The following is a 14081-nucleotide window of genomic DNA, read 5'->3' as shown; positions in this document are numbered from 1 at the left end:
TCGGTAGTTCAGGGCTTGGCGGGCGGATCGATCAGCGTCAGCACGTTGACGATCAACGCGCGCATCGCCGCATGCGCCGCCGCAGCATCGCCGGCGAGGATCGCGTCGCGCACGGCGGTATGTTCGGCGATGTTCGCGCTGCGCCCCGCGATACGATTGGTGAAGCGGATCGAGGTGCGCAGCGCCGTGCTCACCATGTCGCGGAACTGAGCGAAAAAGGGATTGTTCGACGCCCGCAGCACCGCGACGTGAAAGGCGATGTCGGCGTCGAGCGTATCGTCCTCGCCACGTTCGGCGGCCACCATCCGCACCAGTCCCGCCGAGATCGCCGCCTGTTGCTCGGTGCTCGCGCAGCGTGCTGCGAGCGCGGCAGCTTCCGGCTCCACGCCCACCCGCAATTCATTGAAGTGGCGTAGCAGATCGATCGACGCCTCTCGCTCCAGCAACCAGCGCAGGACGTCGGGGTCGAGAAGGTTCCATGCCTCCTGCGGGCGCACGAACGTCCCCTGCTTTGGCCGTGCGCCGAGCAGCCCCTTGGCGGCCAGCATCTTCACCGCCTCGCGGGTGACCGAGCGACTGACGCCATGTTCGCGCACGATGTCGGCTTCGTTGGGGAAAGATCGATCGACGTAATCGCCGACCACGATCGCACGACCAAGCGTCTCGTGAAGTCCATAGGTCAGATTGCGACCGAACGTTTGCTGCACCGACGATTGTCTCCCCTCCGTGCCCGCCCATCACGCGTCGCATCGCGGCAACGTACCCGCTGCATTGCGCCGCGGCGAGTACAATCGCGCTGACCCACTTCTGCACGATCGCTACGTTTCGCACTTGCAGCGCAACCTTAACCGGACATATCGTCCGCTTACGGTCCTCGCAGGGCCGAGTCCCCCTGTCGCTGCTGGACCGAACCTATGTCGCAAGAGGCTGCCCCGCCCAACGCACCGCACGAAGCGGCCGCGTCCTTGACGCCTCCCGCAAAACGCCGGCTGAGCGGCCGCGCCAGGGCGATCCTGATCGTCGTCGCCCTTGCGGCGCTCGTCGGGGGCACGATCTGGTATCTGCGCTACCAGTCGCATGGCCGGTATATGCAGGAAACCAACGACGCGCGCGTCGATGCGGATATGGTGACGGTCGCGCCACGCGTCGCCGGCTATGTCGCCGAAGTCTTCGTCACCGACAATCAGGACGTACGTGCAGGTCAGCCGCTGGTGCGGATCGACCCCCGGACCTCACGCGCGCAGGCCGCGCAAGCCGAAGCCCAGATCGCGGTCGCCGATGCGCAGACCGACAGCGCGCGTGCGCAGGTCCGCGAACAATATGCCGCGATCGACCAGGCGCGCGCGCAACTGGCATCGGCCCGTGACAAGGCGGCGCACGATGCTGCCGAGGTCGCGCGCTACCGCCCGCTTGCCGCATCCGGTGCGGAAACCCGGCAACAGCTCGCGCAATTGCAACTGGCGGCGCAACAATCCGCGCAGGCGGTTCGCGCGCAGCAGGCTGCGGTCGCCATGCAGCAGCGCCGCATCGCGACTTTCGCGACCCAGGTGAAACAGGGCCTCGCTCAGGCGCAGGCGGCGCGCGCGCAACAAAGCGCCGCCGACGTCGATGTGAACGCCACCCTGATCCGTGCCGCTATCGGCGGGCGGGTCGGCGACAAAACCGTGACGGTGGGGCAGTATGCCGGCACGGGTGCACGCCTGATGACGCTGGTGCCGCTCGACCGGCTCTACATCACCGCCAATTTCAAGGAAACGCAGCTTGCGCTGATGCGCCCGGGCCAGCCGGTCGAGATCAAGGTCGATGCGCTCGACGGCATTGCGCTGAAGGGCCGCGTGGCCAGCTTCTCGCCCGGCACGGGGGCGCAGTTCTCGCTGCTGCCGCCCCAGAACGCGACCGGCAATTTCACCAAGATCACCCAGCGTGTGCCGGTCCGTATCGCACTGGAAGCGACCGCGCGGACCCGCCGCCTGCTCGTGCCCGGCCTGTCCGTGGAGGTGACCGTCGACACCAAAGGCGCGAAGGACGACATCGAGCGGCTGCGCGACGAACAGCGCAAGGCCAATCGGCAGGAGCGCTGAAGATGGCGAGCGCCGCCACCACTCCCCGCAACGAAGCCTTGCCGGCGGGCGGCGCAGAGCGTGCCGATCTTGCCGCCTGGCTGGCGGTCGCCGCCGGCACGCTCGGTGCGTTCATGGCGACGCTCGACATCTCGATCGTCAATTCCTCCCTGCCGACGATCCAGGGCGAGATCGGGGCGAGCGGTACGGAGGGAACGTGGATCGCCACCGCCTATCTGGTCGCCGAAATCGTCATCATTCCGATGGCCGCATGGCTCGACCGGCTGCTGGGATTGCGGACTTTCCTGCTGGTCGCAGCGGTGCTGTTCACGATCTTCTCGGTCATTTGCGGTACCGCCGACACGCTGACGCAGATGATCGTCGGCCGTGTCGGGCAGGGGTTCACCGGCGGCGCGATGATCCCCACCGCGCAAACGATCATCGCGCAGCGCCTGCCGCGTTCGCAGCAACCGATCGGCATCGCAGCCTTCGGGATGACCGCGATCCTCGGCCCCGTCCTCGGTCCGCTGGTCGGCGGCTGGCTGACCGAGAACATCAGCTGGCACTATGCCTTCTTCCTCAACCTGCCGATCTGCGGCATCCTCGTCCTGCTGCTGCTGATCGGCCTGCGCCACGAACCGTCGCGCCTTCACCTGTTCCGCGAGGCCGACTGGCTCGGTATCGCCGGCCTGGCGCTCGGGCTGGGCGGGCTAACCGTCTTTCTCGAAGAAGGGCAGCGCGAGCAATGGTTCTCCTCCGAACTGATCCGCTGGATGTTCGCGGTGACGGTATTCGGCTTCGGCCTGCTGATCGCAGGACAGGTCTTCGCGCGGCGGCCGATCATCAAGTTGCGGCTGCTGCTTGACCGGCAGTTCGGTTCGGTCGCGTTGATGGGCATGGTGCTGGGCATCGTGCTGTACGGCACGTCCTATGCCATTCCGCAGTTTCTCGCCGCGATCGCGGACTACAATGCGCTGCAATCGGGCAAGGTCGTGCTGCTGGCGGGCATCCCCAGTTTCCTGATGATGGCGTTCGTCCCGATCCTGCTGGTGCGCGTCGATATCCGGCTGGCGGTGGGTGCGGGATTGCTGATCATGGGCGTATCGGCGTTGCTCGACGCCAATCTGACGATCGATTCGGTCGGGCATGATTTCACCGCGTCGCAGCTGCTGCGAGGCGTCGGGCAGATCCTGGCGATGCTGTTCCTCAGCCAGGCTGCGATCCGTTCCGTGCCGCCGGCCGAGGCGGGCGACGCCTCCGGCCTGTTCAGTGCGATGCGCAACCTCGGCGGCAGCTTCGCGCTGGCCGGTATCGCGATCATCCAGGACCAGCGTTCGTGGTTCCATTCCCGCCGGATCGAGGAGTCGCTCGACGCCAATTCGGTGCGGGTGCAGGAATATCTCTCGACAACCGCTCCGTCGCTTGGCGGACCACAGGCTGCACTGCGCACGCTGGGACAGCAAATCCAAGGGCAGGCGCTGGTCATGACCTACAACGACATCTTCTGGATCATGGGTATGGGTACCTTCCTGGTCCTCCCGCTCGTGCTGTTTCTCCGTCCGCTTCCCAAGGGTGCCGCGCCGGCGGCGATGCACTGATGCGCCATGCGATTCCCCTGCTTACGCTCGCGCTGCTCGGCGCCTGCACCGTGGGCCCCGACTATAAGGGTCCGCCCGCCATTGCCCGGGAGGCGGTCGCACGCGGCACGTTCGTCCGCGCGCAAGACGCTGCGCTCACCCCCGCCCCGGGACTCGCGCGCTGGTGGGAGCCACTGGGCGACGCGACATTGACCGCGCTGGTCGAAGACGCTCTGGCGCACAGCCCGACGATCGAAGCCGCGGCGGCGAACCTGCGCGCGGCGCAGGCGCAATACCGGCAGCAGCGCGCCGCGCGGCTGCCCAGCGTCAGCGCCAGTGGCGTGTACCTCAACGCCCGCCTGCCCGGCACCGGGATCGGCGATGGCGGTGGCGGTGGCGGAGAAGACGGCGACACAGCGCTCGATTTCTACAACCTCGGCGGCACCGCATCGTGGGAGCCCGATCTGTTCGGCGGCGGCCGGCGCGCGCGCGAACAGGGTCACGCTGCCGCGGAGCAACGTTTCGCGCAACTTGCCGATGCACAGGTGACGCTGTCGGCGCAGGTGGCGCAAGCCTATGTCGGGTTGCGCGACGCGCAGGCGCGTACGGCGCTGAACGCGCAGTCGAGCATGCTGCAACGTCGGCAACTCGCGCTGGTCGAGCAGCGCTACACCGCCGGCACCGCCTCCCGATTGCAGGTCGAACGGCTCCGTACCCAGCTGAACGAAACCGATGCGCAAACCATCCCGCTCGCCGCGCAGATCGACGAGTACAAGGGTCAGCTGGCGATCCTGGCCGGGCGCGCGCCCGGCGCGCTGGACGCGACGCTCGCACCGGCTCGCCCGGTGCCGCTCCCGCCGGCGCAGGTACCGATCGGCGACCCTGCGGCGCTGATCGCGCATCGCCCGGACATCCGCGCCGCGGAGCGCGAGCTGGCGGCGGGCAGCGCCCGGATCGGCGTGGCGACCGCACGGATGTTCCCTTCACTCAAGCTGATGGGGATCGTCGGGCTCGGTGGCACGGGTATCTTGGATGTGCTCGACCCGTCGAAGCTGGCGACCCTCGCCGCGCCGATGCTCAGCTGGTCATTCCTCGATTTCGGACGCAACCGTGCCGCCGTTGCGCAGGCAGAGGCACAACGCGACGCCGCGGCGGCGCAATATCGTCAGGCGGTACTGGAAGCATTGCAGGACGCGGAAACCAGCCTGTCGCGGTTCGGAAATACCCGCGCGCAACTAGCGCAATTGCTGCTCGCCGATCAATCCGCGACACGGGCGGCGCGGCTCAACGCGCAGCGGGTAGAGGCCGGGACCAGCACCCTGGTCGACCAGCTGGACGTCGAACGCCAACGTGTGTCCGCCGCGATCGCCGTCGAACAGGGTCGGGCGCAGTTAACCGGCAATTACATCGCGGTGCAAAAAAGCCTTGGGCTCGGCTGGATCGACCCACCCGGGTCAGCGCGGCCGTAGCCCCGCCATCACCAGCGCCAGTCCTTCATCGAGCAAGGCGTTGCGCAGCGCCGCAGGTGCCGGCATGATGATGGCGCCCAGCATCCGCATCGCCAGCATCAGTTCGCGCGCGCCCATTCCGATGCTGATCGTGCCGTCACGCCGCGCCCGCACCGCAAGCGGCTCCAGCAGCGCCTGCAGCCGATCGCGCAGGCCATCGAATGCGGCGCGATTCTCGCCATCGAGCGGCATGTCGATCGCCAGTCGTGCGAACAGCCGGGTCGCATCGGCGCCCTCGATGACGACCCGGGCCAACGCGCGGTCTAGCGGCAGGTCGACATCGACCAACGGCGCCAGCCTGTCGATCTCATGCTCGAACACCGCCAGTGCCAGCGCCATGCGATCCTTGAAGTTGCGGTAGAAGGTGCCTCGACCGACACCGGCCGCATCGGCCACCTCCTCCAGTGGCACGAAATAGCCCGATCGCGCGAAGCATATCCGCGCAGCCTCGATCAACGCTGCCCGGCGGGCCAGCGCGTCGCGTCGCATCGCACGCCCGCCATCGTTGCCCGGACCTTCGTGGTTCGCGCCCGCGCGGTCGATTACCTCGGCGGCGTTCAGCGTGCGGAAACGCGCACCGGCGCGTGGCCGATCTTTCGGGCCAGCCCGGCGGGATCGCTCAGCCGCACATGCCCAACCCGCCATTGCAGGTCGCCCTCACGACGGGCCTGCTGCAGCATGCGGTTCACATGAACGGAGGTCAGCCCCAGCGCGTCCGCCAGCGTCTCCTGTGTGAGCGGCAGATCGAACCCATTGCTGTTCGCGGTGCCGTTCAGCGTCAGACGCTCGTGCAATTCGAGCAACAGGTCGCTGATCCGCTCCTGCGCGTTCAACCGCCCCAACCGCGTGATCTGCGCCAGCAAATGTCCTTCGTCCATCGCGCGGCTGATCGCATAGGCAGCATGAAGCGGCGTGCCGGTTTCCGCAGGCGGCAACGGGCACACCGTCACGTCCGACATCGCGACCACGGTCGACACGGCCAGCGCGTAGGGATGATCGCACCATCCGATCAGATCACCGGGAAGCAGGAAGCTGAGGAACTGTCGGCGTCCGTCCGGCAGCAGCCGCACACGCGCCGCCCAACCCGACAGCAGCAGCAGCGGCTCGGCGATCTCGCGTCCCTCGGTGATGACGTCCCGCCGCACACGGATCGGGTGGGCATGGGCCAGCGCGTCGTTCAACGCCGCAACCGCGGGGGCGTCGAGCGACGTCAGCGCCATCAGGCGCGTCAGCGCCGGTTCACGCACCTCGCCGCGCAATTGTCCCCGGATCATCGACCTTCCTCCATGTCGCATAAGGCGCGGACCGCCGCGACTACCGCATTGTTATTGAACGGCTTGGCGAGCAACGGCACATCGCGCAGCGGTTCGGGCAACGTCCATCCGTCATAACCGGTCAGGAACAGAAATGGTATCCCCAGCGCTGCCAGTCGCTCTGCGACGGGGAAGCACATGGCACTGCCCAGGTTCACGTCCAGCATCGCCACGTCCACGCCGCCGCGATCGACCAGCGCCATTGCATCGTCCACCCGCCCGGCAGGGCCGACGACCACCATGCCCTCCGCCTCCAGCGCCCGCTTGAGGTCCGACGCGATGAAATATTCATCCTCGACGATCAGGAGACGCCTGCCCTTCAGATTGCCGGTGGTCGTCAGAACAAGCTTCCTTCCTCAAGAAGCGGCATCGTAATAGTGCAGCGCACGCCGCCCCCCACGAATGCCAGATGCGTGTCCGCACCATATTGATATGGCAACGCCTCGCAAATCAATTCAGTCCCAAACCCTTGACGGCTAGGCGAAATAGGCACTGCCGGCACGCCCTTTTCGATCCACGCCAGCCGCACGTGCTGCGTGCCGTCGCCATCCACGTCGCACGACCAGTCGATCTCCAGAACCGCGCCGGGCACCTTCAACGCCCCGAATTTGACCGCGTTCATCGCCAGTTCGTGCACCGCCAGTCCGATCGCCTCTGCGGCGCGCGGCGGCAACGGCACATCCGGTCCCGACAGGGCCAGGGCCGCACCATCGGCCACCCCGATGCTCAGCAATTCGTCGCGGATCAGGTTTTCCAGATCGACATGGCCGCTGGCGGTCTGCGTGACGATGGCCTGGGTGCGCGCAAGGGCGTCGAGCCGTCCGCGGAAATGGTCGGACACATCCTCCATCGCGCCACCGGCCTCTACGGTCCGCGAAAAAACCGACCGTACCACCGTCAGGATGTTGCGTACGCGGTGCTGGAGTTCCGCCACCAGCCGTCGTTGCCGCTCTTCCAGCTGGCGCACGACGTGGACGTCGGTCGCCGCGCCGAACCAATGCGTGTCCGCCGATTGCTGGTCGCTTACCGCCACCAACCGCATCAGGAACCAGCGATGCACACCTCCCCGGCACCGGATCCGCATCTGCTGCTCCATCGGTTCCGCCGTGGCGTAGGAATGACGAAACGCAGCCTCTACCTTGTCGCGGTCGGCGGGGTGCACCCGATCCAGCCAGCCCCAGTCCGCCGCCGCCCGCTCACTCTGTCCGGTCAGTTCGGACCATTGCCCGTTCGACATGACATTGCGGCCGGCGTGATCGGCGCGCCACAGGATGGCAGGCACCAGCTCCATGCTGACCCGCCTGATGTCCTCGCTTTCGCGCAGCGCCAGTTCGGCACGCTTGCTGTAGAGCGCCTGCACGATCGCGGGCGCCAGTTCCTCGGCGGCCATCCGATCGACATCTCGGAACCCTCCCGGGCGGTTGCCCAGCGCGATCAAACCGATAAGTTCGCCCTGTCGATGCAACGGCACCCCCAGGAAGGACGAGAGCGGCGGATGACCATGCGGCACGCCGATCGCATCGGGATGAGCCGAGGCGTCGTTGGCGATCAGGCTGGCGTTGTCGTTGATCACCCGCCCGTACAGGCCGTGCAGGTCGAAGTGCGTCGGCACGCCTTGCGGCCCCAGGCCAGGCCATGTCTGATGGAACAGCGCCCAGGCGCGATCGCTGATCGCCAGATCGTGGATCTGGTCGCGACCTTCCGTCAGCTCCGCCATGAAACTGAACGTCGCGCCGGTGACATCCTCGGCCACCGCCAGACACAATCGTCCCAATGCCTCTTCCGACGTCGCGCCCAGCGCTTCATGAAAGATACGATTGATCGCCCGCAGCACCGCATTCTTGCGCGCCAGCGTTGCCAGGAGATCGGTTTCGTCTTGGGCTTCGGCCTTCAACGCCGGCTCTCCTCGCTTCGTGTCGGTCGTCCTGCCTGTTAGCCGTACGACGACGGCGGCGCGCTACCTTCGGGCGAGTCCCGCAGCGTCGGTAGCCCAGAATGACGATTTAAAGCGACGATGCAAGCATGCGATCAGCGCGCGTCCCCAGCCAGATAGCGGGCCAGGGGATCGATCAGCTCCTCGGGAATGCGCCGGGCGATGACCGGCATCACGTTTTGCGGCAAGCGCGCGTCGATCTCCTTGCCGTCGCCTTTCCAGTAACGCAGCCGCGCCGCGATATAGCCGGCGCGCTGCCCGGCAAGCACCGGCTGCGGCTTGCCCGCCCCGTGGCAACTGGCGCAGGCGGGCAATTGCCGCTCGGGCAGGCCACGTTCGACGATCACCCGCGCGCGCGGGTCGCCCCGCGGCACGCCGCCCAGTCCGGGCATGCCCGCAAAGTGCGCGGCCAGTTCGCGACGCTCCAGCGCGGTGAGGGTGGCCGCGGCGTTGCCCATTACCGCGCTTGCCCGCCGGCCGTCGGCATAGGCCGCCAGCGCCGCCTCCAGATAGCCCGCACGCTGCCCGCCGAGAACCGGGATGTCCGGCTGCCCCCGCCCGCGCCCATCGGGGCCGTGGCAGGCGACGCAACCCGCCAGCACATTGCTGCCCAAAGCACGCGCGTCGGTGGTCCCGGCCCCCTGCGCCTGCCCGCTCAGCGCCCGATATTGCGCGGGCGTCATCGTCGGCAGGCGACGGACGAATGCGACCATCCGCCGGATCTCGTCGTCGCGCTTCGCCGCGCCCCACGCCGGCATGCCGGTATATTTCACGCCGTGCCGCAAGATGTAGAACAGCTGCGTATCGCTCCAGTGCCGGGCGTTGATCGCCAGATCGGGCGCGGGCGGGGTCGCCTCCTGCATCACCGGCGACGGCCGCTGTCCCGGCGCCCCATGGCAACTGGCGCATGCCGAGGCGAAATGCCCGGCGGCGCTGACCAGCTGCCCGTCCTTCTCGATCACCTCGTCGGGGGCATCGAAGAAGGCGTGGGTCTTGACCGAATTGCGCATCGTCCAGTGCAGGAACCAGTCGGTGATCGGCCAGTGTCCCGAAGAGGCGGCGATGTTGAAGATCCCCGACCAGGCGAACAGCAACCCCGCGGCGGCCAGCATCGCCAGCGCGGTGATGGCACGCCTCCATGTAACCCGGATCGTCATGCCGCCGCGCGCTCCCTCAACATCGTGCCGAGCAACGCGAGACCGCCGAGGCAATAGGCCGCACCACCCACCACCAGCATCACCAATCCGCCCATCTGCTGATCGGCCAGCGCATCCAGCCCCGGGGCAGGGTGCATCGCCATCATCGCGTACAGCGGTCGCGGCGCGAGCGCGATCAACGCGCCGAGCAACGTCATATGCATCGACGTCAGCAGCAGCGCCGCTACCCCGCTGGCCGGATGCGTCAGCGCGGCGCGCCACAAACCGTATCCGACCCCAAGGAACATCGCCTGCTCGACCACGGCGACCGCGACGTTCGCGTCGGCGAGCGCGCGGATCGCCGGGGCGTGCCATGCCCATACGACGACGAACTCGATCGTCGCCCAGCCCAGCGGCGCGCCGCCTCCGGCATCGTGTCCGGCACGTCCCACGCCGGAACTGCGAGACGCCATCCCGAACGCCAGCACCGGCGCCGCCACCGCCACCGCGCCCATGTGCGCCGCCATATGCCCGGTCATGCCCAACCCGGCCAACGCCAGCCCGGCCGCCGACAGTGCAAGGAGGACGCCCGCGATCACCGGCAATCCGTCAGCATCAACGCGGGCGCGGCGGTGAAGATCACCGCGACGAAACTCAACCCCGCCAGCAACAGGGTGGACTTCGCAAGGAAGCGCAGCCGGTCGATATCGGTGCCCTCGTCATGCGGTGCCGGATCACCCGGCGTCCGCGACTGCATCCAGGCGATCGCCCCCGATGCGACGATGATGCCGAGCGCGACCAGCGTGCCGATCACGAATGCGGTGGTGAAGCGTGGAAACGCGCCTTGCCTGGCGCAACTGACCGCGACCCACAGGTAGCAGAACATGAAATGCACCGCCCACACGCCCGGCGGCACGATCAGCGTCCACAGCGTGACCCGCAGATCGCGAAGCCGTGCGCCCAGCGTGCGGCGGCCTTGGCCACGGGGTGTCTCCCGCTTCATTGCGCCCCCGGAAACAGGCCGATCGTCGCGTAGGTGACGATCGCGGTCAGCGCCATGAAATGCTGGTAGACGGTGATGTTGCGGACGTCGGCGTCGTATTTCGGGGTCATCTTGCCCGCGAGACTGCGCGCCAGCGTGTACAGCTGCATGATCGCGCCCACGCCCGAATGTGCGGTGGTCCAGATCACCAGCGTCCACACGATCGCGGGATAGACGTGCAGCTTGGGCGCCAGCCCCGATAGCCATGGCCCGGCCAGCCCGGCACCGATCGCCGCGAGCGACGCGACCGCCCCCGCCGCCAGCAAGCCGCGCGCCACGCCGACCGCACCGCGCGCATTCGTTTCGCGCGCCGCGATCGTCATGATCCATCCCGCCAGCGACACCGCCAGCGCCACCATCGGCCAGAACGTCCCCGGTCCGTCCAGACCGACGCCCGACGGCGGGAAATCCTCATGCCGCGTCCAGAAGAAGAAGTAGCCGAACACCAGACCGGAAAACGCCGTCGCGTCCGCCATCATGGTGATGAACATCGCCCACCACCCGCTCGCCGACACGCCTGAGATGTACAGCGGCAGCTCGATGCCGTGGCCGATCGACTTGCGTTCCTTCTCGGGGATCTCGGCGGTGCCGGTCCACAGCCACAGCAGGATCATCGCCAGCGTCACCACCGCGCCCGCCAGCGCCGCCCAGTAAAGGTGATAGGTGGTCAGAATGAACACGCTGCCCAGCGCGATGGCGGTCAGCATCGGCTTGATACTCGGTCCGCCCAGCCGCACCACCTGCACCGGCCGCGCGTCCAGCACGCTGGTCACGATCGTCTCGCGACGGCCTTCTTCGGCATCGGGCAGGAAGAAGCGCCCCTCGTCGACCTTCGCGACGAAGTTCTTCTGGTCCCAGATCGGATAGCGGCTCTCGATCAGCGGCACCGATCGGATACCCCAATCCTCATCGTCCGGATGCGCCAGCCATTCGAGCGTCCCGGCGTTCCACGGATTGCGTGGTGACTTGGCGCGGCGGGGGCTCAGCATCAGGTCGACGCACACGATCGCGACCCCCGTCGCGAACACCCATGATCCGACCGTCGACGCCAGGTTCAGCCCGCCGATGCCCAGTTCCTCCGGATAGGTGAACACGCGTCGCGGCATCCCCAGCAAGCCGGAAAAGTGCATCGGAAAGAACGTCAGGTTCGCGCCGCCGAACAGGAACCAGAATGCGATCCGCCCCAGCCGATCGGACAGCTTCTTGCCGGTGATCAGCGGCCAGTAATAATAGAGCCCGCCGAACAACGGGATCAGCGTACCGCCGATCAGCACGTAGTGCAGGTGCGCGACGATGAAGTAGGTGTCGTGCGCCTGCCAGTCGAACGGTGCGATCGCCACCATCACGCCGGTGAGTCCGCCGATCACGAAGATCGCGATCGATCCGGTCACGTACAGCAACGGCGTCGACCACACGACGCGCCCGGCCCACATCGTCGCGACGAACGCGAAGATCTGGATGCCGGTCGGGATCGCCACCGCCTCCGACGCGGCGGAGAAGAACGCCAGGCTGATCTTGGGCAGCCCGGTCGTGAACATATGGTGCACCCACAACCCGAACGACAGGAACGCCGTCCCCACCGCCGCCAGCACGATCCACGGATAACCCAGCAGATGCCGGCGCGCGAAGGTCGGCACGATCATCGCGAACAGCGCGATCGACGGCAGGAACACGATATAGACTTCCGGGTGGCCGAAGATCCAGAACAGGTGCTGCCACAGGATCGGGTCGCCCCCCTTGGCCTGATCGAAGAACGGCCACCCAAGTAGCCGCTCCATCTCGAACAGCACGTCGCCCGCGATCAACGGCGGGAACGCGAACAGGATCATCACCGCCACGACCAGGATGTACCAGGCGTAGAGCGGCATCAGGTTCAGCCGCATCCCCGGCGGACGGCATTTCAGGACGCCGACGATCAGCTCGACCGCCGCCGCCACCGACGACACCTCGATGAAGCTGAGCCCCAGCATCCAGATGTCCGCGCCCAACCCCGACAGGTCGGTGCGGGTCGTGAACGGCGGGTACATGAACCACCCGCCGTCGGGCGCGACGTCGAAGAAGATCGAGCCGGTGACGAAGACGCCGCCGATCAGGAAGCTCCAGTAACCGAACGCCGACAGGCGCGGGAACGGCAGGTCGCGCGCGCCCAGCAGCTGCGGCAGCAGGATGATCGAGACCGCCTCGAACATCGGCACCGCGAACAGGAACATCATCATCGAACCGTGCAGCGTGAACAGCTGGTTGAAGGTCGATGGCGTGACAAGGTCGTTGGCGGGCACCGCCAGCTGCGCGCGCATGATCAGCGCCAGCACCCCTGCGAACAGCATGAAGCCGAACGCGGTCAGCGTATACCACACGCCGACCTGATTGTTGTTGGTGTCGGTCCAGCGGAAGAACCAGCCGCTGGGCGGCTTCCACACCGCGCGAAGCCGTTCCTCCTGCGACGCACGCAGTGCCAGATCGTCCTGGTCGTGGAGACTCATTGCAACTGCTCCAGCCAGCGCGCGATCGTCGCGGCGTCATCGTTCGTCATCTGCGGATAGGCGGGCATCCGCGCGCCGGGCTTCACGTCGGGCGCATGTTTGATGAAACGCACCAGATTGGCGTGGGTCAGCTTCTGCATGCCCGCCGCCATGGTGGCGCGTGCGCCGAGATGCGTCAGGTCCGGCCCGATCGTTCCGTCGCTCAGACCGCGCACCTGATGGCAGCCGCCGCAGCCATTGGCCGCGAACAGCCGCGCGCCCGCGCCGGCCACGAGTGCGGGTGTGCGCTGCGCCGCCAGCCATGCATCGAACGCCGCCGGCTCCATCGCAACGACATCGAACGCCATCAATGCGTGGCTCAACCCGCAAAACTCGGCGCATTGCCCGCGGAAGCGCCCGGCACGCGTCGCATGGACGACCAGCTTGTTGGTACGCCCGGGCACCATGTCCATCTTGCCCGCCAAACCCGGCACCCAGAAACTGTGCAGCACGTCGCCGGCCTCCAGCAGCAGCTCGACATTGCGGCCGACCGGGATGCGGACTTCGTTGGCGGCGTCGACCGGCGTTCGGCCCGCCGGACGATATTGGACCCGCCACCAGAATTGCTCACCCTCGACCATCACACGCAGGTCGCCGGGCTTTACGGAGATCGGGCGCATCGCCGGCAGCGTCGATACCAGCAGTGTCAGCAGCACGATCGTCGGCACCACGCCGCCCGCCCACAAGACCAGCCGCATGCCCTGTTTGTGAGTCAGCGCGCCTTCACGCGAACGACCGGCCGTGTACATCAGCGCGGCCAGGGCAGCGGCGATCACCACCGCGCCGAGCACCATCCACCCGGTCAGCCCCGCCAGCCACGCCGCCTCCGTGCCGAACGTCGTAAACGCCGATTGCCGCCCCGAACCGAAAATATATGCCCCCTGCACAATCGACTGCAAAGCCCCGAGGCAGCGGCATTGTTCCTTCGCGGCGGGTGACGAATTGTTGCCCACTTCGTGACTTGCGCGATTGCGGTCCGCCCGGCAGGTT

General features: G+C 67.3%; 13 protein-coding genes. 3 read left to right on the top strand and 10 right to left on the bottom strand.

Annotation, left to right across the window (positions count from 1 at the left end; translation table 11 throughout):
* Nucleotides 1-8: 8 nt before the first annotated feature.
* Nucleotides 9-707: a FadR/GntR family transcriptional regulator gene (locus tag ASE95_RS09255; RefSeq protein WP_056634828.1), complete on the bottom strand. Its 699-nt coding sequence runs from the start codon at nucleotides 705-707 to the stop codon at nucleotides 9-11.
* 258 nt (nucleotides 708-965) lie between these two features.
* On the opposite strand from ASE95_RS09255, the gene ASE95_RS09250 reads away from it, so the two are divergent.
* The 3 genes from ASE95_RS09250 to ASE95_RS09240 are packed head-to-tail and all read left to right on the top strand — an operon-like array spanning nucleotide 966 to nucleotide 5106.
* Nucleotides 966-2081 carry an HlyD family secretion protein gene (locus ASE95_RS09250; RefSeq protein WP_235528253.1) on the top strand — a complete coding sequence of 372 codons (1116 nt, stop codon included), beginning with the start codon at nucleotides 966-968 and terminating at the stop codon, nucleotides 2079-2081.
* A gap of 2 nt (nucleotides 2082-2083) precedes the next feature.
* Complete coding sequence (locus tag ASE95_RS09245) at nucleotides 2084-3658, top strand: MDR family MFS transporter (RefSeq protein WP_056634822.1); 1575 nt, start codon at nucleotides 2084-2086, stop codon at nucleotides 3656-3658.
* Nucleotides 3658-5106 carry an efflux transporter outer membrane subunit gene (locus ASE95_RS09240; protein WP_056634819.1) on the top strand — a complete coding sequence of 483 codons (1449 nt, stop codon included), beginning with the start codon at nucleotides 3658-3660 and terminating at the stop codon, nucleotides 5104-5106. Before ASE95_RS09245 ends, ASE95_RS09240 begins: the two co-directional genes overlap by 1 nt.
* Here the strand turns inward: ASE95_RS09240 and ASE95_RS09235 are convergent.
* The 9 genes from ASE95_RS09235 to coxB form a co-directional block, all read right to left on the bottom strand.
* Nucleotides 5092-5634: a TetR/AcrR family transcriptional regulator gene (locus ASE95_RS09235; protein WP_056634816.1), complete on the bottom strand. Its 543-nt coding sequence runs from the start codon at nucleotides 5632-5634 to the stop codon at nucleotides 5092-5094. The genes ASE95_RS09240 and ASE95_RS09235 overlap by 15 nt on opposite strands.
* Before the next feature lie 68 nt (nucleotides 5635-5702).
* Nucleotides 5703-6419 carry a Crp/Fnr family transcriptional regulator gene (locus ASE95_RS09230; RefSeq protein ID WP_056634813.1) on the bottom strand — a complete coding sequence of 239 codons (717 nt, stop codon included), beginning with the start codon at nucleotides 6417-6419 and terminating at the stop codon, nucleotides 5703-5705.
* Complete coding sequence (locus ASE95_RS09225) at nucleotides 6416-6760, bottom strand: response regulator (protein WP_268795836.1); 345 nt, start codon at nucleotides 6758-6760, stop codon at nucleotides 6416-6418. The genes ASE95_RS09230 and ASE95_RS09225 overlap by 4 nt, the downstream gene beginning before the upstream one ends.
* Before the next feature lie 35 nt (nucleotides 6761-6795).
* Nucleotides 6796-8352, bottom strand: coding sequence for a sensor histidine kinase (locus ASE95_RS09220; RefSeq protein ID WP_056634807.1), 1557 nt, complete (start codon nucleotides 8350-8352; stop codon nucleotides 6796-6798).
* Nucleotides 8353-8486: 134 nt separating this feature from the next.
* Nucleotides 8487-9548, bottom strand: a complete 1062-nt coding sequence (locus ASE95_RS09215) for a c-type cytochrome (protein ID WP_056634804.1) — start codon at nucleotides 9546-9548, stop codon at nucleotides 8487-8489.
* Complete coding sequence (locus ASE95_RS09210) at nucleotides 9545-10126, bottom strand: cytochrome c oxidase assembly protein (protein ID WP_235528252.1); 582 nt, start codon at nucleotides 10124-10126, stop codon at nucleotides 9545-9547. Before ASE95_RS09210 ends, ASE95_RS09215 begins: the two co-directional genes overlap by 4 nt.
* A complete protein-coding gene (locus tag ASE95_RS09205) occupies nucleotides 10123-10530 on the bottom strand; it encodes a hypothetical protein (RefSeq protein ID WP_056634798.1) in 408 nt (135 codons plus the stop codon). Before ASE95_RS09205 ends, ASE95_RS09210 begins: the two co-directional genes overlap by 4 nt.
* Complete coding sequence (gene ctaD, locus ASE95_RS09200; protein WP_056634795.1) at nucleotides 10527-13052, bottom strand: cytochrome c oxidase subunit I; 2526 nt, start codon at nucleotides 13050-13052, stop codon at nucleotides 10527-10529. Before ctaD ends, ASE95_RS09205 begins: the two co-directional genes overlap by 4 nt.
* Nucleotides 13049-13978: a cytochrome c oxidase subunit II gene (gene coxB, locus ASE95_RS09195; protein WP_235528251.1), complete on the bottom strand. Its 930-nt coding sequence runs from the start codon at nucleotides 13976-13978 to the stop codon at nucleotides 13049-13051. Before coxB ends, ctaD begins: the two co-directional genes overlap by 4 nt.
* Nucleotides 13979-14081 lie beyond the last annotated feature (103 nt).

The organism is Sphingomonas sp. Leaf231 (assembly GCF_001421995.1).
Lineage (GTDB): Bacteria > Pseudomonadota > Alphaproteobacteria > Sphingomonadales > Sphingomonadaceae > Sphingomonas.
The sequence above is the reverse complement of the archived record's forward strand: the minus strand, read 5'-3'. Positions and strand labels throughout refer to the sequence as shown.